23 protein-coding genes are annotated in these 23,357 nt (G+C 37.7%); 10 read left to right on the plus strand and 13 right to left on the minus strand.

What is annotated here, in order from left to right; translation table 11 throughout:
- Position 1: 1 nt before the first annotated feature.
- Complete coding sequence (locus QNI22_RS01090; protein WP_314508752.1) at positions 2 to 598, minus strand: TlpA family protein disulfide reductase; 597 nt, start codon at positions 596 to 598, stop codon at positions 2 to 4.
- 98 nt (positions 599 to 696) lie between these two features.
- Between QNI22_RS01090 and QNI22_RS01095 the strand changes: the two genes are divergently transcribed.
- Positions 697 to 1,149, plus strand: a complete 453-nt coding sequence (locus QNI22_RS01095) for a DUF4920 domain-containing protein (protein ID WP_314032604.1) — start codon at positions 697 to 699, stop codon at positions 1,147 to 1,149.
- A gap of 86 nt (positions 1,150 to 1,235) precedes the next feature.
- Here QNI22_RS01095 and QNI22_RS01100 read toward each other — a convergent pair whose 3' ends face one another.
- A complete protein-coding gene (locus QNI22_RS01100) occupies positions 1,236 to 2,006 on the minus strand; it encodes a TIGR02757 family protein (protein WP_314508753.1) in 771 nt (256 codons plus the stop codon).
- 215 nt (positions 2,007 to 2,221) lie between these two features.
- Between QNI22_RS01100 and QNI22_RS01105 the strand changes: the two genes are divergently transcribed.
- Positions 2,222 to 3,907, plus strand: a complete 1,686-nt coding sequence (locus tag QNI22_RS01105) for a glutamine--tRNA ligase/YqeY domain fusion protein (RefSeq protein WP_314508754.1) — start codon at positions 2,222 to 2,224, stop codon at positions 3,905 to 3,907.
- A 187-nt stretch (positions 3,908 to 4,094) separates the two neighbouring features.
- On the plus strand, positions 4,095 to 5,858 hold the full coding sequence (locus QNI22_RS01110; protein ID WP_314508755.1) for a tetratricopeptide repeat protein: 1,764 nt from the start codon (positions 4,095 to 4,097) through the stop codon (positions 5,856 to 5,858).
- 9 nt (positions 5,859 to 5,867) lie between these two features.
- Here QNI22_RS01110 and QNI22_RS01115 read toward each other — a convergent pair whose 3' ends face one another.
- The 4 genes from QNI22_RS01115 to QNI22_RS01130 form a co-directional block, all read right to left on the minus strand.
- A complete protein-coding gene (locus QNI22_RS01115) occupies positions 5,868 to 6,572 on the minus strand; it encodes a GDSL-type esterase/lipase family protein (RefSeq protein ID WP_314508756.1) in 705 nt (234 codons plus the stop codon).
- Positions 6,573 to 6,603: 31 nt separating this feature from the next.
- A complete protein-coding gene (locus QNI22_RS01120; RefSeq protein WP_314508757.1) occupies positions 6,604 to 7,545 on the minus strand; it encodes an alpha/beta hydrolase in 942 nt (313 codons plus the stop codon).
- 35 nt (positions 7,546 to 7,580) lie between these two features.
- Positions 7,581 to 7,919, minus strand: coding sequence for a hypothetical protein (locus QNI22_RS01125; protein ID WP_314508758.1), 339 nt, complete (start codon positions 7,917 to 7,919; stop codon positions 7,581 to 7,583).
- Between the two features lie 98 nt (positions 7,920 to 8,017).
- Positions 8,018 to 8,455 carry a hotdog fold thioesterase gene (locus QNI22_RS01130; RefSeq protein WP_313996926.1) on the minus strand — a complete coding sequence of 146 codons (438 nt, stop codon included), beginning with the start codon at positions 8,453 to 8,455 and terminating at the stop codon, positions 8,018 to 8,020.
- A gap of 181 nt (positions 8,456 to 8,636) precedes the next feature.
- Between QNI22_RS01130 and QNI22_RS01135 the strand changes: the two genes are divergently transcribed.
- From QNI22_RS01135 to hisIE, 3 genes are all read left to right on the plus strand, one after another.
- Positions 8,637 to 9,272 (plus strand): histidine phosphatase family protein, encoded by a 636-nt coding sequence (locus tag QNI22_RS01135; protein ID WP_314508759.1) that lies wholly within the window; start codon positions 8,637 to 8,639, stop codon positions 9,270 to 9,272.
- 114 nt (positions 9,273 to 9,386) lie between these two features.
- A complete protein-coding gene (gene hisF / locus QNI22_RS01140) occupies positions 9,387 to 10,142 on the plus strand; it encodes an imidazole glycerol phosphate synthase subunit HisF (protein WP_314508762.1) in 756 nt (251 codons plus the stop codon).
- 44 nt (positions 10,143 to 10,186) lie between these two features.
- On the plus strand, positions 10,187 to 10,789 hold the full coding sequence (hisIE, locus tag QNI22_RS01145) for a bifunctional phosphoribosyl-AMP cyclohydrolase/phosphoribosyl-ATP diphosphatase HisIE (RefSeq protein WP_314508763.1): 603 nt from the start codon (positions 10,187 to 10,189) through the stop codon (positions 10,787 to 10,789).
- Between the two features lie 79 nt (positions 10,790 to 10,868).
- Here hisIE and QNI22_RS01150 read toward each other — a convergent pair whose 3' ends face one another.
- The 3 genes from QNI22_RS01150 to QNI22_RS01160 all read right to left on the minus strand — a co-directional run bounded on the left by QNI22_RS01150 (position 10,869) and on the right by QNI22_RS01160 (position 14,157).
- Positions 10,869 to 11,621, minus strand: a complete 753-nt coding sequence (locus tag QNI22_RS01150) for a hypothetical protein (protein ID WP_314508764.1) — start codon at positions 11,619 to 11,621, stop codon at positions 10,869 to 10,871.
- A gap of 180 nt (positions 11,622 to 11,801) precedes the next feature.
- The gene (locus QNI22_RS01155) at positions 11,802 to 13,112 is read right to left on the minus strand and encodes an MBOAT family O-acyltransferase (RefSeq protein WP_314508765.1); all 1,311 of its coding nucleotides are present in this window, start codon (positions 13,110 to 13,112) and stop codon (positions 11,802 to 11,804) included.
- A gap of 148 nt (positions 13,113 to 13,260) precedes the next feature.
- Positions 13,261 to 14,157 (minus strand): 1,4-dihydroxy-2-naphthoate polyprenyltransferase, encoded by an 897-nt coding sequence (locus QNI22_RS01160; RefSeq protein WP_314508766.1) that lies wholly within the window; start codon positions 14,155 to 14,157, stop codon positions 13,261 to 13,263.
- 258 nt (positions 14,158 to 14,415) lie between these two features.
- Between QNI22_RS01160 and QNI22_RS01165 the strand changes: the two genes are divergently transcribed.
- Positions 14,416 to 14,616, plus strand: coding sequence for a hypothetical protein (locus QNI22_RS01165; RefSeq protein WP_314508767.1), 201 nt, complete (start codon positions 14,416 to 14,418; stop codon positions 14,614 to 14,616).
- A gap of 47 nt (positions 14,617 to 14,663) precedes the next feature.
- Here the strand turns inward: QNI22_RS01165 and QNI22_RS01170 are convergent, their stop codons facing one another.
- The 3 genes from QNI22_RS01170 to argS all read right to left on the minus strand — a co-directional run bounded on the left by QNI22_RS01170 (position 14,664) and on the right by argS (position 18,386).
- Positions 14,664 to 15,236, minus strand: a complete 573-nt coding sequence (locus QNI22_RS01170) for a glutathione peroxidase (RefSeq protein ID WP_313996938.1) — start codon at positions 15,234 to 15,236, stop codon at positions 14,664 to 14,666.
- 148 nt (positions 15,237 to 15,384) lie between these two features.
- On the minus strand, positions 15,385 to 16,242 hold the full coding sequence (locus QNI22_RS01175) for a DMT family transporter (protein ID WP_314508768.1): 858 nt from the start codon (positions 16,240 to 16,242) through the stop codon (positions 15,385 to 15,387).
- A gap of 68 nt (positions 16,243 to 16,310) precedes the next feature.
- Complete coding sequence (gene argS, locus QNI22_RS01180; protein ID WP_314508770.1) at positions 16,311 to 18,386, minus strand: arginine--tRNA ligase; 2,076 nt, start codon at positions 18,384 to 18,386, stop codon at positions 16,311 to 16,313.
- 378 nt (positions 18,387 to 18,764) lie between these two features.
- Here argS and QNI22_RS01185 point away from each other — a divergent pair, with 378 nt between their 5' ends.
- Positions 18,765 to 19,949, plus strand: coding sequence for a glycoside hydrolase family 88 protein (locus tag QNI22_RS01185; protein WP_314508771.1), 1,185 nt, complete (start codon positions 18,765 to 18,767; stop codon positions 19,947 to 19,949).
- Between the two features lie 129 nt (positions 19,950 to 20,078).
- Entirely contained in the window at positions 20,079 to 21,035 is a 957-nt protein-coding gene (locus QNI22_RS01190; protein ID WP_314508772.1) for a glycoside hydrolase family 43 protein, read from the plus strand.
- A 420-nt stretch (positions 21,036 to 21,455) separates the two neighbouring features.
- Here the strand turns inward: QNI22_RS01190 and QNI22_RS01195 are convergent, their stop codons facing one another.
- The gene (locus QNI22_RS01195) at positions 21,456 to 22,040 is read right to left on the minus strand and encodes an RNA polymerase sigma factor (RefSeq protein ID WP_314508773.1); all 585 of its coding nucleotides are present in this window, start codon (positions 22,038 to 22,040) and stop codon (positions 21,456 to 21,458) included.
- 290 nt (positions 22,041 to 22,330) lie between these two features.
- Here QNI22_RS01195 and QNI22_RS01200 point away from each other — a divergent pair, with 290 nt between their 5' ends.
- Positions 22,331 to 23,329 carry a FecR family protein gene (locus tag QNI22_RS01200; RefSeq protein ID WP_314508774.1) on the plus strand — a complete coding sequence of 333 codons (999 nt, stop codon included), beginning with the start codon at positions 22,331 to 22,333 and terminating at the stop codon, positions 23,327 to 23,329.
- The last annotated feature ends 28 nt before the right edge of the window (positions 23,330 to 23,357 follow it).

The raw sequence follows: 23,357 nt of genomic DNA on the forward strand, positions 1-23,357 counted from the left end.
TTTATTTAGAAACCTGGCTACGCAAAAAGTCTCTGAATGCATCCGAATTATAATCGGCCATTCCAGAATGTTTCAGAACTAGCTTACCACTGGCACTAATCACAAAAGTAACAGGGATGGATTCGGAGGCATACATCTGTGGGATAGCCTTGCTGGTAAGCTGATAGACTGGAAAAGTGTATTCCTTACGTTTGATAAACTTTTGCGCTTTAGCTGGATTTTCATCTACGGAGATCATCACAAAAGCTATATCCTCAGATTTAACCTGCTCATATAGTTTTTGAATACCTGGCATCTCTGCAATACAGGGAGGGCACCAGGTTGCCCAGATATTCATAAAGATTACTTTCCCCTTCAACTCTTTCAGTGATATATCCTTACCATCAAGCGTTTGAAGATTTACATTATAGTCTGCATCCGGAGAAGAGTCTGTCTGGTTTTGCTCGGTATCCGCTTTGATGATACCTGTTGCCAGAATCATTCGTTGTAAACCTCCTATGGTTTCTGTATGCCAGCCAGTTAAATATAATATTGCCGGTATACCCAGCAAGAGTGTCCATTCAAAGGCAGGGTGTTTGATAATGCGGAGGAGGTTCATAGTCAAAGACAAAACAATCTTAAAAGTAACAAAAGTAATTTGATAAGTCGGTCTAATGCGTATTTTTGCTAAATCTTTACATATAATCCTGTTTAACGATGAAAAAGTTCGTATTTGCCGCTTTGACATGCCTGTCAGGAATGGTGGTACAGGCTCAGGAGAAGTCTGCTACCTTTGGTGAATCTTTTACCCCTCAGAACGTAATTCCTGTTAACCAGCTTGCCCAGGCTGTAGAAGGGAAGGACTCCGCTTTTGTCCAGACAGAAGGAATTGTAAAAGAAGTGTGTCAGAACAAAGGTTGCTGGATGCGTGTAGATGCAGGAAACGGACAGGAAATGCTGGTGCGTTTTAAAAATTATGCGTTTTTTGTTCCTAAAGATGCTGCCGGGAAAAAGGTGATTTTGAAGGGAAAAGCATTTGAACAGAAAACCTCTGTGGCTGAGTTACGTCATTATGCTGAAGATGCAGGAAAGTCTAAAAAGGAGATAGCTAAAATCAAAAAGCCAGAAAAGTCTGTACGTTTTGTAGCAGATGGAGTGATTCTGGAATAATTTGAGGCAAGACTTTTTTAGATAAAGCAGAATGTATTCTTTTCTGCTTTATCCATTTCTCAACTTTCAGCGATTTGGGTAATTCTTTATAAAACGCCTTCTACACCCAAACCAAACAAGGCAAAGTCGTATTTGACCGGATCATTGGCATCAAACTGAGAAAGCTTTTGTGTGAGTTCTACGGCAGTCTGCCAGTCTAGTTGCGGACGTTGAATGAGTTTTAAATGTCTGGCTACACGTTCAACATGTACATCACAGGGACAAACCAGTTGAGAAGGTTGTATGCGTTTCCAGATACCAAAGTCAACGCCTTTATCATCTGTTCTGACCATCCAGCGCAAAAACATATTCAGTCGTTTACAGGCTGATTTTGCAGCAGGAGTAGATATATGTTTACTTGTTCGGGCAGGTGCAAACTCCAGACTGAAAAACAGGTTGCGAAAACCAATCAATGCTTTTTCTGTAGTTTTGTCCTGATCTGTAATAAAACGGGCAAATGCATCTTCCAATGAATCATGCTGCTGATAAAACTGTCGGAGGAATTCAATAAAATAGAGTGTATCTGTTGCATTGAAGGTCCGGTGTTTGAATGACAGAAAACGTTTTAGGTCAGTCTCCTGATGATTGCGGATAAATTCATATGGTGTATCATCCATTAGACGCATTAACTCCAGACACTTATTGATAATGGTTTTGCGTTGTCCCCAGGCTAATACCGCGGCAAACAAACCTGTAATTTCAATGTCTTGTTTGGTTGTATAGCGATGGGGAATGCTAATCGGATCATTGGTGATAAACGCAGGTCGGTTATATTCAGCGACCTTCTCATCCAGAAAAGATTGTAAATCAACTTGCAAGGTAAGCTTACAGATAAATGGTTTTTAATCTTCAAAGATAAGCAAAACAAAGCTGGATCTGAGTATAGAGAATTAAATAAGGTAAAACCTTGTTTTCTCTACATTGGGAGATTCGATAAATACCCGTAATTTCGCACATTGGGAAAAGTCAGCGGTGGTTTTAAAACCAAAAACAATATCTATCAAAACGCAAAACCTATAGTTCATCCATACATATGATTGAAGAAAAGAAAGAATCGACGGAGAAGTCGTTGAATTTTATTGAAGTTATTGTTGAAGAAGATATAAAGAGCCAAAAACATGCTGGTCGGGTGCATACCCGTTTCCCTCCGGAGCCAAACGGCTATTTGCATATTGGGCATGCAAAATCCATTTGTCTGAACTTTGGACTGGCTGATCGGTATAACGGAAAAACCAATTTGCGTTTTGACGATACTAATCCAGTAACTGAAGAAACAGAATATGTAGAGTCTATTAAGAACGATGTCAGATGGTTGGGTTTTGAATGGGAAAATGAATTTTATGCTTCTGATTATTTTGATCAGTTATATGAGTATGCTGTAAAGCTGATCCAAAAAGGATTGGCCTATGTAGATGAGCAGACTTCTGAGCAAATGGCTGCTCAGAAAGGAACACCTACAGAGCCTGGAAAAGAAAGTCCATTCCGGAACCGGTCTGTAGAAGAGAATCTGGATTTGTTTCAACGCATGCGCAAAGGAGAGTTTCCGGAAGGAAGCCGGGTATTGCGTGCCAAAGTAGATATGGCATCCCCTAATATGTTGCTACGTGATCCAATCATTTACCGAATCAAATTTGCCCATCATCACCGTACCGGAGATAAATGGTGTATTTATCCGATGTATGACTTTGCCCATGGACAATCAGATTCTATTGAGCATATTACACACTCAATCTGTACACTGGAGTTTATACACCATCGCCCACTGTACGACTGGTTTATTGAGAAACTGGAGATATTTCCATCACAACAAATTGAATTTGCCCGTTTGAATCTGACCTATACAGTGATGAGCAAGCGGAAACTATTGCAACTGGTAAATGAAAAATTCGTTACCGGATGGGATGATCCCCGAATGCCAACGATTTCCGGTTTACGCAGACGTGGGTATACACCTGCTTCTGTTCGTGCCTTTGCGGAGAAAATAGGGGTTGCCAAACGTGATAACCTGATTGATGTATCTCTGTTGGAGTTCTGTGTTCGGGAAGATCTCAATAAGATTGCTACCCGGGTAATGGCGGTGTTAGATCCTTTGAAAGTAATAATTACCAACTATCCGGAAGGACAAACAGAAGAGCTACACGCAGAGAATAATCCGGAGGATGCAGAAGCTGGACACCGGACTGTTCCGTTTTCACGAGAATTGTATATCGAGAAGGAGGATTTCATGGAGAATCCGCCTAAGAAATACTTCCGTTTGTTTCCAGGAGGTATGGTTCGGTTGAAACATGCTTATATCATTCGTTGCGACGAGGTGATTAAAGATGCCAATGGAGAAGTTACTGAGCTGCATTGTACGTATATTCCAGAAAGCAAAAGTGGTTCAGATACATCCGGAATCAATGTAAAAGGAACTTTGCATTGGGTATCAGTGCCTCATGCGGTAGAAGCCGAAGTGCGTTTGTATGATCGGTTGTTTACAGTAGAAGATCTGGCAGCAGAGGAAAGAGACTTTAAAGAATTAATCAATCCTGATTCTCTGCAGGTGATTGAGAAGGTATATGTAGAACCTTGGTTAAAACAAGCTACTACCAAAGATCACTTCCAGTTTATCCGAAAAGGATATTTCAATCTGGATACAGATAGCACTTCTGAAAAACTGATCTTTAACCGGACTGTTACGCTGAAAGATACCTGGACAAAGACACAGGACAAAAAATAGAAGCTTCCCAATAGATAGAAATGCCTGATGGATCCGTTCCATCAGGCATTTCTGCTTTCATATACTTGTGTATGTACTGTTTTGGTTAAAAATGTAAAATCTAATCTCTTGAAAATCCGTATCTTAGCTTACCTTTAGCTGATTATTTACCCATACTCAGAATACTGGACAGGTTTGTCCGCTCGTTATGCTACAAAGAATCGGAATTCTATTCATTTTTTCTCTATTTATTTCTACCGTTTATAGTCAGAATAAAGCATCCGAAAAAGCTTATAAGAAAGCTATTTCCTATTTTAACAAGGGACAGGCCGTTGAAGGCTTCGACTACCTCCAAAAAGCACTGAAGGCTGATTCTACTCATAAAAAAGCTTTGTATGCATTGGGCTACTATCAGTTTCAGGCCCAAAAATATGATAGTGCGCGTATGGCTTTTGATCGGTTGATTGTGCACTATCCCAAGGATACCAGCTTTTATCACTATAGAGCTCTTACCCGTTTATATACAGAAGATTATACAGGAGCAGAAAAAGATTTCCAGCATGTATTATCCATCGATCCTAAAGACGAAACAGCATGGAATGATCTGGGCTACCTGTATTATCAGTGGGGAAAAGAAAAAGAAGCCAATGAAGCCCTGGACCGCTCCATTTCTGTTCGACCTAGCCGTAGCGCCTGGTACTATAAAGCTTTGTTAGCCTATGAGCAGGATGAAAAAGGGAAAGCAAAAGACTATGTGCAAAAGGCATTGGTACTTGATCCAGCCTATCCCAATGCACTACGATTGAATGCTACTTTGCTGGCTGAAGATAAGAAATATCCGGAGGCTGTTAAAATCTATGAAGGATTATTACAGGCTGGAGAAATAGAAGATGAAGACTTTTTAGATTGGGGAATGATTTATTATCGGCAAAAAAAATACGAAGATGCGCTATACTATTTTGACTTGCCAGACTCTACCGATAATGTCAATCTGTTATATTATAAAGGATTGACACAATACCGTCTGAAAAAATATCCGGAAGCACTCACCTCACTGAATCAGGCTACACAGGAACTGGATAGTGAAGCTGAAGAAAATGCACCAATTCTGTATGACCTCGCTATTGTAAAATTTCAGGCAGGAAGCCGTAAAGAAGCCGTAGAGGATTTTCTTCATTCTATATATCTGATGCCAGAGATTGCTCAGCAAAGAAACCAGGTTGGTGATACATTGGAACTTTTAGGGAATGCTGTATTGCTTCTTAACCGATTGTATACTCCAGGACAACTGGATAGTGTACGAATCATGGGTTATTATGACAGAGCGGATGCATTAGTAGAAGATGGAGATATCGGGGAAGATGCCTTACATTCCATCAATCAGGCAATAAGTTTGGATACACTTGGTTCAAATGCGTATTTCCTTCGTGCCAGGATTTACTATTTTCAGGAGAAATATGCAGAAGCTTTACGAGATATGAATAAAGTATTCCTGTTGAAGAAAAATACCCTAAAAAGTTACGAACATTATTGGCGGGGTTTGGTTTATAGTGCAATGGATGCTTTTGACAATGCGCTGACAGATTATAATAAGGCTATCCAGCTGGAACCAAGCGAGTCTACTTATTATGCAGACCGGGCATTGGTTTTGTCAGCAATCGGAGAAAATTCAAGTGCGCTTCAGGATATAAATCAGGCAATGCAATTGGAAAAGGAGAATGATCATACATATTTAATCCTCATACGAGCTAGTTTGCTGAATGATGAAGGACAATACGAACAAGCTATCAGGGATTGTGATACTGTTATTACGGCTCAACCTGAGAATGCGCTGGCTTATTGTATGAGAGGGTTTGCGCACAAAGGGCTAAGACAAACCCCCAAGGCCCTGGCTGATTTTACCAAAGCCTTATCTCTGGAACCTGACATGGAAGAGGCAAAGGCTGGACTGGAAGATCTGGATGGACAATAAGCTATGAATTTATTTCAGCGTAGCATCTAGTTTATCTTTAATTGCCTTTGTCCAGATTTTATATCCTTCCCAATTCTGATGCAGTTGATCTTCTGCAAACAAACTGGCATTGGGTTTACCATCGGGACCTAAATAAAGTGAAGCAGTTTCAATGAAATATGTATTTGGTCTGGATTGGCAAAATTGTTTTGCCATATCATTTACTTTCTGAATTTTCGGCCATTCCGTCCAGCGACTATTGGTAGGGGTAATTTCTATAAAGTAGATGGGTTTGCCAGGAAACTTATTTCGTATCGTGCGATGAATATACGTAAATAGATTTAGTACCTCTTCAGGTGTTTTATCTGTTATTTTTCCCGAAATATCATTGGCAACAAAAACAACCACTGCTCTGAACTGATGAGGATACACTATCCGTTTGATATAATACGCAACATCTGACATAGTTGAGCCTCCAAATCCACGTTGAATTACCGGATAAGGTGCCATATCCTTTTCTATAGTCTTCCAAAGTCGTATGCTTGAACTTCCGGTAAACAGGATAGCATTCTCCAGATATTTTTCAGTTGTGTCCAGTTTCTCGAATTCCTGAATATCTTTTTCCCAGCGAATAGCTGTAAGCTCATACTTTTTTAATGGAGAAGAACATTGAAAAAGTAGTATACAGATTAGTAAAAGGAAGTAGAAATGTCGCATCATCATATTGGGTTTCATGTCTTAGTATAAGCAGATTCCATCGATCCTATCAGGAGGGTAAGAATGCTTTTATATCCTGAATCCACTCCTTTTTATATTTTTTTAGATAATTGTCATGTCCGGCTAACGGATAGGTTCGCAGTATTTTTTGTCCCTGCAAGTTAGCATATATATCATTAATCTCCTGTCTACTCACATTAGCATCTTTTTCTCCATACATAAGTAGAGTAGGGCAATGTATGTTTTTGGCATATTTCGTTGGATTGTGTCCAAATGCCCAAAACCCATTCTGAATGCCTCCCCAGAATACCAGTAAGCTTGCCATTGGAAAGGGTGGAACATGCATATTGTGAAAACGTGCGACTGTAGTCTGATACATTGATCCAAACGGACATTCCAGAATGATTCCTTTAGGCTGTAATGAAAAGTCATAAAAGGCTTTCATAATAGCTACTGCACCCATCGAGGTGCCGAACAAATAAATATTTTTCTCACCCTGATTTTGAATGTACTTTACACTTTCATATACATCGGCTGCTTCATCAAAGCCAATGGTTGTCTGACTACCTGCTGAACCACCGGAGCCTCTGAAGTCTAGTAGAAAGACGCTATAGCCTAACCTCATAAATTCACTGGCTTTGTCAAGTAGCAGGGATTTAGCTCCGGAATATCCATGAAACAGAAGGACTGTTCCTTTGGATTTTGTTATCTGAATGTACCATCCTTCCAAAGGGACCGTACTTTTTAGCTGAATAGTCCGATAGTGTAAAGGAGGATGTACCTGGTTTTGAGGTCGTGGGTTATCTACTCCAAAGGCCAGTGCATTGAGTTTTTCTGTAACTGATAACTTGCTGGGATCTTTGGTTTTAACAACTGCCCTGTCTGTGAAATGGGTGAATTTATAGGCGTGAATAAAGGCAACCAGATTCATACCTGCAAACACAAATAGAATTGCCCAAAAATACTTTTTAGTAGTTTTCCTACGGATCATATAGAACCGATGTCTTTTTGATTATTGTGTTCATACTATTTTGCTGATGCTTTTTTCCACAGATAGCCCGTCCAGGCAGATAATCCTCCAACCAATCCTCCTATCAAAGCTGTAACTATGAGTAAAAGGGCTGAGTATTTAACGAAAAGCATTTCGGCGATTTTTGCTGACAAGATACTGTCATTCTGGATATCTGTAATAAAAGCCACGCCTAACCACAGAATAAAGATAGCTGCAAATCCTGCCAGAAAGGATTGTCGGGCTGAATTACCTTTCCAGAGTGTAAAGGCAAAAGCAACAGGAGCAATAATCCACCAGGGGAGAAAGAGCTGGAGCAGCAGTGATGCAATCAGAATAAGTACAAACAGAATCATGACAGGTTGAGTATAGTGACGCAGATGCTAAAATACAAGCTTCTTCTTGAAGATAAAAGATAATGTATTTACTGCTTTGCATAAAGTACAGATAACATTTACTTTTTGTCTTTTATGGCTACCGTTAGTCGACTCACACACACCAGTTGATCTTTTTCATTGGTGATACGAATATCCCAAACATGAGTGCTACGTCCAATGTGTATAGGAGTTGTTTTGCCGTACACAAATCCTTCAGATACTGAACGTACGTGGTTGGCATTGATTTCCAGACCTACCGCATATTGTTTGGTGGTATCCAGACAACAGTTAGCCGCTATGCTTCCCAATGTCTCTGCCAGTACAACAGAAGCACCTCCATGTAACAATCCCAGAGGTTGATGAGTCCGAAAGTCAACCGGCATTTTAGCAATGATGTGGTCAGCACCAATCTCTGTAAATTCAATACCCAAATGAGAAGACATGGTTTTTGCTCCCATTTGATTGAGGAACTCTATAGTAAGCTGAGAGGGAAATAGATTAGAGGGAGACTGCATGGTGTATTGGTTTTAATATTTGATAGTCAGTATTTTATGATATGATTTATTGAATATTGACAATGCCTGTGAACACAAGTTTACAGACATATTTGTTAGATCTGAACACAATTTTATTTTTTTCAGAAAAAAGTGTAATTTCGCTGTCAAAATAAGCGAAAAGTAGTACAAAACCAATCCATTGAAAACCAAAGAAATATACTTGATCAGGCACGGTGAAACCGATTATAACCGGAAAGGCATCGTGCAAGGTAGTGGAGTAGATACTGATTTGAACGATTTAGGCCGTAGCCAGGCTCAGGCGTTTTTTGAGAAATATCAACACATTCCCTTTAAAAAGGTTTATACTTCTGTATTAAAGCGTGCCATCCAATCTGTATCCGGATTTCTTTCTTTGGGGCTTCCTCATGAAAAATATGCAGGACTGAATGAGATTTCCTGGGGCCACCGGGAAGGGCAGCGAATCACTCCGGAAGAAGATGCCTATTATCATTCTGTTTTGGCTGCGTGGGCCGATGGCGAAGACTATCTGCGAATTGATGGAGGGGAAAGTCCTGCAGATGTACAGGCTCGTCAAAAGCCTGTTATTGATACGATTATTTCCCGTCCTGAAGAAGATGTTATTCTGATATGTATGCATGGCCGGGCTATGCGTATACTGTTAAGCATGTTAGCTGAAACACCCTTGAAAGACATGGACCAATATGAGCATACTAATCTATGTTTATACAAACTGGAATACGATGGTAAAAAATTTTCGATTGTTGCCCATAATGATATTCAGCATTTGCATAAACTGACACATTTAATGCATTAATTCTATACAGAGTAAATGGGCAGATGAATATATGAGTAAAATGAAAACAATCTTTTGAAAGTTGGATCTGTTATATTTACTCCACTTTTCAGTATTCATCTATTCTTTTTTACTTTGCTTACCAAACGCATTATTCCCTGTCTTGATATCAAAGATGGTCGCACTGTTAAAGGGACCAACTTTGTCAATCTTCGCGATGCGGGTGATCCCGTAGAGCTTGCCCAACGTTATGCCCAGGAGGGAGCCGATGAACTGGTATTTCTGGATATTACGGCTACAGTAGATAACCGTAAAACATTAATTGATCTGGTAACTCGGGTAGCTGCTGTTGTAGATATTCCCTTCACAGTAGGTGGGGGGATTGGCTCTATTGCTGATGTATCAGCTTTATTGCAGGCTGGTGCTGATAAAGTTTCTATTAATTCAGCTGCTGTTCGTACCCCTAACCTTGTCGATGAACTATCAAGAGAATTTGGAAGCCAATGCATTGTGGTCGCTATTGATACCCGTAATGTAGATGGCGAAGAGATTGTTCATACACATGGAGGGCGTAAACCTACTGATAAGTCTACCATTCCTTGGGCTAAAGAGGTAGAATCCCGGGGTGCTGGCGAAATTCTACTTACCTCTATGGATACCGATGGCACCAAAGCCGGATTTGCTTTAGAGGTTACCCGTATCCTTTCCGAAGGCCTTTCCATTCCTGTAATTGCTTCTGGTGGAGCGGGTACAATGGAACATTTTAAAGATATATTTACTGTGGGAAAAGCAGATGCTGCACTTGCTGCCAGTATCTTTCACTTTCAGGAAATTGAAATCCCTGTTTTAAAACACTACCTGCAATCTGCAGGAATCACAATGAGACTGTAGGTAGCCTATTTCCAGAATTTATTCAAATCACTGATTTACTTTATATGACTATAAATTTTGATAAACAGAATGGATTGGTACCTGTAGTTGTGCAGGATTCTGTGACACAAAAAGTTCTGATGCTGGGATATATGAACCAGGAGGCATACGAAAAAACGGTTCAAGAGAAAATAATAACCTTTTTTAGTCGCAGTAAAAACAGGTTATGGACCAAAGGAGAAACATCTGGACATTTTCTGCATGTCAATGAGATCAAAATTGACTGTGATCAGGATACTATTCTGATTCGGGCAACTCCTGACGGACCTACCTGTCACACAGGGGCAGACACATGCTTTAATGAGGAAAATAAGCAGAAGGGCTTATTTCTGAATCACCTTCAATCCATTATCAGGCAGCGTAAAGGAACATCACCTGAAGAATCCTACACTGCCAAGCTGTTTTCCAGAGGAATTAATAAAATAGCTCAGAAAGTAGGAGAGGAGGCTGTAGAGATTGTAATTGAGGCGAAGGATGATAATCTGGATCTGTTTAAAAATGAGGCTGCTGATTTGCTATTTCATTTTCTGGTATTGCTTGAGGCTAAAAACGTAGATTTGGATGAAGTAGTAGATGTATTGCAGCAAAGACATGCTGCTAAGAAATAAAAGCCTATTTTATGCATTTTTAAAAAAGGCCTTTATGCTTGTAAAGCATGAAGGCCTTTTTTGTTTGAAGTGTAGACTTTTATCGTGATAGATATTTCTGAACCTGAGACTTAAAATAGGATGTATATCGGAGTGCATCTGCACTATTGAAATGTAATCCATCAGTAGTCTGATAATCTGCACAGGAAGGCTGGGTAATATAGTAATATTTTTTTTTGCTGAAATATTGGTAAAAACTTGATCTTACTACATTTGATACAGGTGAATGGCATAAACGTTCGTGAATAGGCATTTCAAAAAATACAATGTCCACTTTTTTTGAATTCAAGTAGTTAATAATAGTATTTAATTTTTCAAATCTTTCTTGGATAAGTTTTTCCTGAGGTATCACAGAATAATTCTGTATTTCATTACTCAACATCTTTTCGAATAATGCTGGTGATAAAGCGGAAACTAACGGTTTATCTGTTGAATTTTTGATGCTTTCAAATTTGGTAAGGATATTCTGGGTTACATTTTTTTCCAGATAATGTCCAAAGACAGCCATAGGCTGTTGTCCATCTCGAAAAGCAGGTATAAGCTTCTTTGTATAAAAAGGAATTGGAGAGAATAAATCTTCTTTGAATTGAGTGTTTTCTGGGCGCAATACTAGATTCGTTTCGATAAAGACAGTTTTAGGTAGATTGCCTTTTTCTAGTATAAGATTTAGGCCATCAAATATACTTAAGCCAGAAAAAGATAAATTATCAAAATGTGAGAGGCTATCCATCAAAAGTTTGGCAGATAAAGAAGATCCAACTATTACATTTGCTTCAGTACTTGTTTTATACACGTAATTCTGTGCTTTAATAATATTTTCTTGCCAGATATGCTGAACTATATGCGGCTCTTTAAAAAGTTTTATACTTAATATATATATGATGAGCAGAAACAAGGTGAAAAGTAAAGTTTTTCTTTTCATATAGAAACAATTAAATTATTTATGTAAGAGTGCAAGCTTATTTACGGATAATTAAAACTGAAAGTATATGAATGCACCGGGGGAGCCACTATTTATTAGAATGAAAAATAACATAATTCCATAAAAAATGTAATCATATTTTTGGGTTGTTATTTTCTGCCATTTTAGTAAATAAAAAATATGATAGAAGACAACAGGTGAAGAATACAGAATTATATATGTAATGATTTGAGCATTGTCTCTATATGCATAATTTGATGCTACATTCTTAAGAAACTCTGCTACATGATGTATGTTGGAAAGTTTAAAAAATAACCAGCCAAGGCTAACTAGACTAAATACAAATATTCCGCATATAACATTTGTGAATTTGGTAGACTTAACTCTTAAATTGTCTTTATAAAGTCGTTCTATTGCTAGAGCAACTCCATGAAAAGTTCCCCATATAGCATAAGACCAGGCTGCACCATGCCATAACCCTCCTAAAAACATAGTTATTAATAGGTTAATATATGTTCTCAATTTTCCTTTTCGGTTTCCCCCTAAAGGAATATAAAGATATTCTTTTAAAAAAGATGAAAGTGATATATGCCATCTTCGCCAGAATTCAGAGAAAGACGTAGAGATATACGGAAAGTTGAAATTTGCTATAAAATCATATCCAAACAGTTTGGCCATGCCTATAGCTATTATAGAATAACCCGCAAAGTCAGCGAAAATCTGGCAGGAGTAGCCAAATAACATGGTAAGGAGGGATAGAGAAGAAAATGCCTGAAATGATGGATAGCGCATCCAAAACGTAAAATCTTTTAAATTATCTGCAACAACCATTTTTAAAAAATAACCCAATATAAGATTTTTAAAACAGAAGTCCCAATCAATATCCTTTAAGTGTTTTTGCTTGATTTGCGGTAAAAAGTCATGAGCTTTGAGAATGGGGCCGGAAATAAGATGGGGGAAGAAAGAGATAAAGAAAATAGTTCGTTTTGCATGTCTTACTAATGAAACTGGAATCTGACTTGTTTCCTTAAAAAATTTCTCCTTGTATGCATCTATTACCAAGCTTATACCTTCAAATGTAAAAAAAGAAATTCCTATGGGAAGAGGTATTTTCAATAGAAGGTTAGCAATTGAACCCTCATTATTTAAAAGAGTCCTTGCAAATAAAGGACTATATTTAAAGAAACTAAGAATGCAAATATTGAAAATGACACCAGCTAAAGCTATTATTTTCTTTTTGTCAGCAGGGCCATAAATTACATAATAACTTGTTACAATATTTATTGTTGCTGAAAATAGTAACAACAACAATAAAATGGGTTGTTCATAAGCATAAAAGATTAAACTGGCAATGATAAGCAAATGAATCTGAAGCCGAGAAAAAAAAGGAAGATAATATAAGATAAATGTTACTAATAAAAGGATAAAGAAGCTTGCACTCGTAAATAACATATTTACATTTCTTAAAATAATAAATAAACCTCAATTTTAGCACTCTTGAAAACAATAGTCAGATCAATTGTCCCACCCCAAACAGAATCACAAACAATAAAGTTGTTAGTGCCATTTGTTTCAGGTAAGGGTCTATGTGGCTGTCTTTAGATACTCCACGACCAATTTTGATAAGAAGGGGAGTGACAAGGAGAAACAAAAACTGCCATGGACTATGGTAAGTTGCTATCACATATATAATGGCACAGAGCATAGCCAGAGATAATAATAACCAGTGATAAATGACAGCCTTACTACGTCCGATCCGAACAGGAATTGAAAACTTGCCTGCATTACGATCTGATTCAATATCTCTGATATTGTTTACATTCAATACCCCTACTGAAAGAAAACCCGTTGCTGTGGCAGGTAGCAGATTAATCCAATCGATTGTGTGTGTGTATAAATAAAACGTACCTAACGTAGCTACATACCCAAAGAAAATCAAAACGGAGATATCACCCAATCCTGCATAACCGTAAGGTTTTTTACCAGCTGTGTACGTAATAGCAGCGATAATAGATAAGATTCCTAGTCCAAAGAAGGTTACGAAGGTTTGTACCGGTGCATCTTTAAGAGCTACATAGAGAAGCCCAAGCCCGGTAAGAAGTGAGAGTACCGAGAATAAAATTACTGCATTACGCATGGCGTGGGATGAAATATGACCTGCCTGCACTGCCCGCAGGGGACCTTTCCGTTCTACACTATCCGCTCCGTGAATGGAGTCACCGTAGTCGTTTGCAAGATTAGATAATACCTGAAGCAGTATGGTAGTCAATGCACATAAACCAAATACTACTCCATTAAATTGATGAACAGATGCTGCCAGAAAACTTCCCATTCCGATACTTGCCAGGGCTAAGGGAAGTGTACGTAAACGAAAAGCTGAAACCCAGGTACTTAATGATGCTGCCACGACTATATAAAGTTGAAAATATCTTCTACAAAAAGTTACTGAAGGAGGGCTTTGTATTAAATATTTACCTCCTGTTTAAGAATGCAAATTTGGGGACTTTTTTATCCGGATACAAATATTGCAGAATAGATACTGGAAACAATAGATGCTTGATAACTATATGTAATTGATTCTCTGGGATTAAGCTGATTTTTGAATGGTTAGGTTACTTATTTGTACTTTTCTCATTAACAATATACCTGTTAAATACTATTCACTATGATCGAGCTCCTTGTCTTATGTGTGCTGTATGTTGTTATCTGGGGAATTCTGATTCCTGTACTGAAATACGCTTGTATAGGACTTCTGTATGTTTTGTTGGTTGGTGTATTTGTCTATGAAACCATCACCAAGAAAGATTGTACCTGGTTCAAAGAAAAGAGTTTAAGATTGTTTTATAAGTTGCGTTATCGAGCATAAAAAAACCTCCTGTGATGGGAGGTTTTCTTTTATAAAGTTGATTCTTTCTATGCACCTATGGCAGATAATAAATCCTTATCCAGAGGTTCTACTTTAGATGGATAGAATTTAACTAATTCACCATTCTCATTAATCAGATATTTACAGAAGTTCCAGCTTGGTGCCTGATCATTCCAGCCATTCAAATCTTTTTTGGAAAGCCATTGATACAAAGGATGTTGGTCTTCTCCTGTTACAGAGATTTTTTCAAACATCTGAAATTTAACACCATAATTCTTTTTGCAGAACTCCTGGATTTCTCCATTTGAACCTGGTTCCTGTCCTCCAAAGTTATTAGCAGGAAAGCCAAGGATTACTACTTTGTCGCCATATTTTTCATGCAATTGCTCTAATGCTTCATATTGTTTGGTAAAACCACATTTCGAAGCTGTGTTCACAATCAATAACTTCTTGCCTTTATATTTTTTGAAGTCAATTTCTTTGCCATCAATGGCTTTCATCTTGAAATCATAAAATGATTTGGCTGGAGCCGATGCTGCCTCCGGGCGGGATTTTTGCTCCGTAAACATAAAACAGGAAGATAATGTGATAAATGTGACTACTAAAAGAAGTGCTTTCATAAGTGTTTTTGATTTTAGAGTAAGTAGGTATATAACTTATAAGTAATCAAAAGGTTTCGTGGAGAGGCTTCGTTTGCAAAATAATACTTTTTTGGTAATAAAAGTTTCTTATTGTAGACTGCTTATTACTAATCTTTTCAAAAGTACATCAGGATTTCTTTTTCCATGCAATAGACAAACCCAAAATAACCAAGCCTGTTCCTATAAAAGTATACACCGTAATGGGTTCGTTAAGCAGCCAAGAAGCATATACAAAACCGAAAATAGGACATAGGAATAGCCATAAAGAAGCTTTGACAGGATCTACTCTAAGTAGATAAAGCCATAGCTGAACGGCGCCAATTGAAACTACCACTGCCAGCCAGGCAATAGAACCCCAGAATGCTGTGTTATATTGATTGGTTGACCAGTTGGTCACTAGTAAGGTTACAGGTAATATCCACAAACCTCCAAATAAGACCTGCCAACCATTAATGGCAATGAGTGAAAGACTCCATTGGCGGCTGGAATAATAGATGGTTCCAATGGCATAAGAGAGCATACTTACAGCCAAAATCACAATTCCTTCCCACCGGGCATAGCTATTCTGTAGTAATGGATAGACAGCACACGATACACCTATCATTCCCAACAGCAATCCGAGGGCTTCTTGCCAGCGAATAGGTCGACGTAGCCATAAAGCAGACAGTATGCTGATTAATAATGGACTGGTTGCTGTAGATAGACTACCAATTCCGGCTGAGGCATACTGCATAGCCCATGAAAAACAGCCCAGGTAAATCGCTACATTGAGAAGACCATAGATGGCGAGTTGTTTCCATTCACGAATGGTTGGTAACTTGTTTTTCTGGATACCATAGGCAATGGATAATAGGAGTGCTCCTGCCAAAAAAAAACGCACATTGCTTAAAAACAGAGGATGTACTGACTGAATACCAAATTTAGTTGCAGCAGAAGCAGATGCCCACAGTGCCGCAAAAAGAAGACCTGCAAAAAGATTTTTCATAGCGTGTATGGAATGCTCCACAAGAGTTGAGTCTCTTGTGGAGATTTGTAGGTATCCAGCTTTCGTAACTACATACGGTCTGGCACCTGAATACCCAGAAGATTCATACCTTTCTTAATTACTTTACCTACTTCCGCAGACAAAGCTACCCGAAAACTCATTTGTTCTGGAGTATCGGCTTTGAATATAGAACAAAGATCAAAGAACCTGTTGTAGCTTTTTGCCATTTCATAGCAATAGTTTGCAATAGTAGACGGCGCATATTTATTACCCGCATCTTTTATCACATTTGGAAATTCACCAAGTAAGATAACAAGATCCGTTTCCGCTTCATGCAGTGTATAAAATGTTGGAACGTCTACTAATGTAAATTCCTGAGATTTACGTACAATAGTTGAGATACGGGCATGGGTATATTGAATGAAAGTAGCAGTATTGCCATGCAAATCAATGGATTTATCCGGATTGAAGAGCATCCTTTTTACTGGATCTACCTTTAGTAGAAAGTATTTTAATGCCCCAATACCTACCATATTGAATAATTGAGTTCTTTCTTCCTCTGGAAATTCTTCTACTTTACTTAAATCTTTAGAACGTTCTTCTGCTGTTTCTACCATTTCATTCATTAGATCATCTGCATCCACAACAGTCCCTTCCCGTGACTTCATTTTACCTGAAGGCAAATCTACCATACCATAAGAAAGATGATATAATCCTTCTGCATAAGGACGACCTAATTTCTGTAAAATGGAGAATAATACTTTAAAGTGATAGTCTTGTTCGTTGCCTACTACATAAACAGACTTATCCATTGGAAAATCTGTATGCTTTAAGTCTGCTAAGCCCAAGTCTTGAGTCATGTATACAGATGTTCCATCACCGCGTAGCAGAAGTTTTTCATCCAAACCAACTTCTGTCAGATCAATCCATACAGAACCATTTTCTTTCTTGAAGAAAATTCCTTTCTCTAGTCCTTCATTTACAATCTCTTTCCCTAGAAGATATGTATTTGACTCATAATAAAACTTATCAAAATCAACTCCCATACGCTTATAGGTGACATCAAATCCTACATATACCCAACCATTCATTTTTTTCCATAAAGCAACTGTTTCCGGATCTCCCTGTTCCCACTTCAAAAGCATTTGCTGAGCTTCTTTCATTATCTCAGTTTTATTCTGAGCTATTCCTTTTATCTCATCCTTCTCATCATTTATTTCTCCTTCCAATTTATTGATTTTCCGTAAAGTAGCTAACAGTTCCTTTTCAGCACCTTTCAGACCTTCAACAGTTTCTAGTTCTTTGATTATAGATGAGGTTTTTTCTAACCCGGTTTCCCATTCTGTTATTAGTTCTGCCAACTCAGTATTTAATTGAGTCTTATCAATTTTTGCTTTTAGAGGAGGAACAAATCCTTCTAATTTCTCAATTTTCTCCAGTGATTTCTTTATTACAGTCTGTTCTGCTTCACTATAAGATGTAAATGTTTGATTATATGCCTCTTGTAAAAATGGCTGGGTTTGATTTTTAAGTTGTTTATCAAACTCAACATAGTATTTTCCAACCAGTTTATCTCCTTTCATATTAGAGCTTTCTGGTGTTTCACCATTGCCAAACTTCTGATACGCTAACATAGACTTACAAATATGAATCCCTCTGTCATTGACGATATTGGTTTTCATTACCTCGTATCCATTAGCCTTTAGTATCTGAGCAATAGAATAACCCAAAAAGTTATTACGCAAATGTCCCAGGTGTAATGGCTTATTCGTATTCGGAGACGAATACTCAACCATTACCTTCTGTCCATTTGCGGGTTGAAATCCATAAGATGTATTTGCCTGTATAGATTTGAATAACTCAATCCATACAGCATCGGATAGTACCAGATTTAGAAAACCTTGTACTACATTGAAGCGGCTTACTGCAGTTCCTTTCTGCTGAAGATAGTCTCCTAGTTGCTGACCTACTTCTACTGGGCTTTTTCGAACTTGTTTGGCAATTTGAAAGGTGACAAATGTATGTGAACCTTCAAAGTCTTTCCGGGTTGCCTGTAGCAACACTTCTTCGGAAGGGACATGAATGGAAAAAAGCTCACTAAGAGCCTGACTAATCTGTGTTTGTAAGGTTTGTTCGAGAGCCATGTCTGTTACTTTTCGAATCTCATACTCTACGAAATGTTTCTGGAGTATGTACTAATCGGGATAGTGTGTTTGCAAAGTCCTTTGATTAAGCAAAAGACCTATTTGGAGTGCAAAGATGATAATTTTATATGGATTTATCATGTAGTTGAACCTTTTGCGGTAAAAAATGAGCCTTTGGTCAGGTATTATACCATAATCTTATTTAGGTTTTGGTAAAAGGTATAAGTAAATGACTATACCTATTAGTGGAAATATCCTGTAATTTGTTTAAAAAGTTGTATTAGTTTGGATACAACTGCCCGTTTTTAGTAATATTGATTGTTTGATTGATTTCCTCTTATCTATGTTTATTATTTCCTTGCAACTTTTCCAATCTCTATGAAAAAACTCTCAGTGGTCGTATACTTGTTTTGCTTGACTCAGTTTGTGGCTGGTCAAAATGCTATTGATGTTAAAAAGCAATTTACGCTGGCTGCTCAGCAATATGAATTGTTGTTAAAGAGCCATCCTGATATTACTAAGTTCCCCCAGTCGTCCAATGCCGATGGCTCACCTCGGGATATGGCTTCTTCCTGGTGGTGTAGCGGATTCTTTGGTGGTTCCCTCTGGTATTTATATGAATACACCAAAGATCCCAAATGGAAAGATGCAGCTCACAAATGGTCGATGGCTGTAGAAAAGGAAAAGAATAACACAACTACTCATGACCTGGGATTTATGTTGTATTGCCCCTTTGGAAATGGCTACCGACTGACTAAAAATGAGACATATAAAGATATCATGCTGACTGGAGCAAAATCACTGGCAACCCGTTTTCATCCGGAATATGGTGTGATCAAATCATGGGAGAAGTTTGCCAATTATGATTATCCAGTCATTATTGATAATATGATGAATCTGGAGTTCCTTTTCTGGGCTGCGAAAGAATCTGGTAATAAAGAGTTTTACAACATATGTCTTTCACATGCAGATAGTACTATTAAAAACCATTACCGGAAAGATAATAGCAGCTACCATGTAGTATGTTACGACAAAGGAGGAAAAGTACTGGCTAAAAAAACGGCTCAGGGTTATGCAGATGAGTCTGCTTGGGGACGTGGTCAATCATGGGGGTTGTATGGATATGTGGTCATGTATAGAGAGACCAAAAATCCGGTTTATCTGAAAGAAGCGGAAAATATTGCTGACTTTATTCTCAATCATCCAAACCTGCCAAAAGATAAGGTTCCTTACTGGGATTATAATGCTCCCAATATCCCCAATGAAGAACGGGATGCGTCTGCGGCTGCCATTGCTTCTTCTGCGTTGTTTGAACTGGCAGAGTATTCCAAAAAAGGAGATACGTATGTAAAAAATGCCATAGAAATGCTGAAAAGTCTGTCTTCTCCTGCTTACCTGGCTCCTATAGGGAAGAATAATAACTTTATTTTGATGCATAGTGTTGGACATAAACCACAACACAGTGAGGTAGATGTACCATTAGTATATGCCGATTATTATTATCTGGAAGGTTTATTACGCTATAATGCATGGCTTCAGAAGAAAAAAGGTAAAAAGTCATAATCAGCTTGTTAGCTGATCGAGTAAAATAAATCCGGGTGAAAAGCATTACTTCTTATCCGGATTGTTGCATATTGTGTGTATATGACACAAATCTATTTTGATCGACCATTTTGATTCTATTGCTTATCAATGACTACTTTTTCAAATCGCCTCTTTTTGTTTTTGAGTATCTTGTTTCTGCACATTCAATATAGTAATGCACAGAATGAAATCTATTTATTCTCCTATTTTGTTGATAATGGACAAGATGGATTACACTTTGCCTATAGCCAGGATGGACTAACCTGGCAAAAACTGAATGATGGCAAATCGTTTCTACAACCTACTATAGGAAAAGATAAACTAATGCGTGATCCTTGTATTACTCAGGGAGCAGATGGAACCTATCATATGGTATGGACAAGTGGATGGAATGATCAGATTATTGGGTATGCATCTTCCAAAGATCTGATGCATTGGTCCGAACAGAAAGCAATTCCTGTTATGGAACACGAGCCCACAGCTAAAAACAGCTGGGCTCCTGAAGTATTTTATGATAAAAAAACTAAGCAGTTTCTGATTTTCTGGGCTACAACCATTCCTGGTCGGCATTCAGATATAGCTGATTCTGAAAATGAAAAAGGTTTAAACCATCGGATTTATTATGTGACCACAAAGGATTTTAAAACTTTCAGTAAAACCGAAATGTTTTTCAATCCGGACTTTAGTGCAATTGATGCCACAATCTTCCAGAAAGGCAAATGGTACTATATGTTTGTCAAGAATGAAAACCCCAATCCACCTCAGAAAAATATCCGCATCACCCGTTCCCGAAATGCAGCTGGACCTTATCCAGTAGAAGTGTCAGGACCGATTACAGGTAAATATTGGGCTGAAGGCCCTTCCCCCTTACAAGTAGGAGAGTATACGTATTTGTATTTTGATAAATATACACAACATGCTTATGGGGCTGTTAGATCAACAGATATGGAAAACTGGGAGGATGTATCTGATAAAGTTAGATTTCCTGAAGGTGTACGTCATGGTACTATGTTTACAGTGACTAAGTCTACTTTTGACCAGATGAATGCTTCTATTACTAAATAGGAACTTTATTTTATAAGAGGGGTCAATCTCAGTCAGATAGAAGAAAAGACATAAGCTATTCAAATGTTAAGGGAAGTAAGTTACTGCAATTTGGGAATATTTTTTGCGCATAGCTTACTGCAAATTATTTTTTAGTAAGTGCAGGATTGTATCACTGATTAGCTGAAAGATTGCTTTTTAATCACAATAGTTTTGTTTCCGTGCATTATTCACCGTAATTTCTATTTTGACCAGAACTCCGATTACTTTTCCTATTACGCTTTATTCACGGCAAAATATTTTTCAAACGGAATTCTCGGCAAAACATCTGACTGTTATAGACTATACACACAAGATTTGTCTAACATCAGTTGTAGGGAAAGAATAGTCAATCGCATTCATTGAGCAATTGTTTTAGTGTTTTTAACTTTAAACAATTGCTCAGGCGAGTTCAGAGTGTAACTTGAAATTGTATAATAATGAAGATAAAGACTCTAAGGAACGATAAATTAATGCACGGGTAGATTTTATTTTTCCTATCTGCATTATATCTGTGATCTCCTGATAACTGAGATTTTCGTAAAAGTAGAGTATTACAGCTTCCCGCTGTTTCGTAGGTAATTTATTAAATGCGTTTTCGAGGGTATGCTTTGTTTCAAAATTGAAGTATTCAGCAAACGCCTCATTTTGGACTAGAAACTCTACTCCAAATCCATTACCATCCTCAATCCCATCCAGATAGGAATGCTTTTCATCTTTTTTAATGGCTCTGGTTAGTTTATTACGAATACAGGCCAGCAAATAGAACTTTATAGAAGTGGTTTGTCCAAGGTTTTTACGGTTTTGAATTAATTCACAGAATAAATCCTGTATACAATCTCTTACCAGTTCACCATTGGAGGTGAACTGCCGACCATAGGTATATAATTTACCCACATATTGACTATATATAGTAGTCAATGCTTCATTACTGCCCATTCTAAACTCTTTCCAGAGTTGCTCCTCATCGTGTAAAGGTACTATCATATGCAGTAGGATTGTGTCATTTTTACACATTTTTATGTATAAAAAATAGCCGAAAAGGCTTACTACAAACCTATGGAATATTTTTTAAAAAAACTATGAATAGTCCTAGAAAAATAATTCCCTTGCTGACCAACGCTATGTAAATAGTTTTATTTCACCTTGTTAAAGGTCAAATTATTGAACTAGAAATACCCTAAATAAAATTATTTCCTTATACGATAAAATTTTTTTGAGTTTTGGTATGGGCATTTGAACACCTTGTGTCTTTCTATATATGAAACCGAGAAACTATGTATGTAAATCAGCTAAAAATTGACGAGTTGCTTGTTGATGAATCTTTTGTAAAGTGGGTAAAAAATCCGGATGAACAAACGACTGTTTTTTGGGAGCATTGGTGTCTGAAGCATCCCGAATATGAGAAAGAAGTATCAATTGCCAGAAATATAGTTTGTGGAATAACCTATGAGAAAACCTATGAACTGACAAAGTATGAATCAGATACTATGCTGGCCAATATTCTTCAGTTCGAGAGGCAAATGAGAATACCGGAAGCTTCAGAAGACAAAGAAAATAATAACATCTTAAGATTTAGACCTTCTATTTGGGTAGCTGCAGCTTCTATAGTAATTCTGATTGGTTCTGGAGTGAGTTGGTGGATGTGGTCTATAAGAGATTTGCAGGAACTGACCAGCAAGATTCAGCAAAAGAAAGTACGATTACCTGATGGTTCTGTAGTCACAATGAACTCTCAAAGTAAGCTGATCTATCCAGCTCGATTCTGGGGAAAGAGACGAGAAGTAAAGATTGAAGGCGAGGCTTTTTTTGAAGTGGAAAAAGATGCAGAACATCCTTTTGTTATTCATACAAACCATACAGAGACTACTGTGTTAGGAACTTCCTTTAATGTTCGGGCAAGAAAGAATGAATATTCAGTGGCCGTGATGACAGGTAAAGTACAGTTTCGAAGTAAACAACAAAAAGTAATTCTACTACCAGGGGAAATTGGTATGGCAGATAATACTATTCGGAAAACCATTTTCAACTCCAAAAAGGTAATTGGCTGGAAAGATGGAATTCTACTTTTTGAACAAGATAATTTTGAGTATGTATTCAAAACTCTCGAAGAACGATATGGTGTACATATAGTTGTGGCACCTAATACCTTATTGAAAGGGCGTTACAGTGGAGAGTTTAAAAATGAAAGTCTGGAAAATGTATTGACAGGAATTGCTTATACTTCCCGCTTTCAGTTCAAGATTGATAAAGACAAAGTCATTATTTCTAATTAAACCCTAGTTTATTCATATCCAGTCTATG

This window comes from Xanthocytophaga agilis, from assembly GCF_030068605.1.
Taxonomy (GTDB): domain Bacteria; phylum Bacteroidota; class Bacteroidia; order Cytophagales; family 172606-1; genus Xanthocytophaga; species Xanthocytophaga agilis.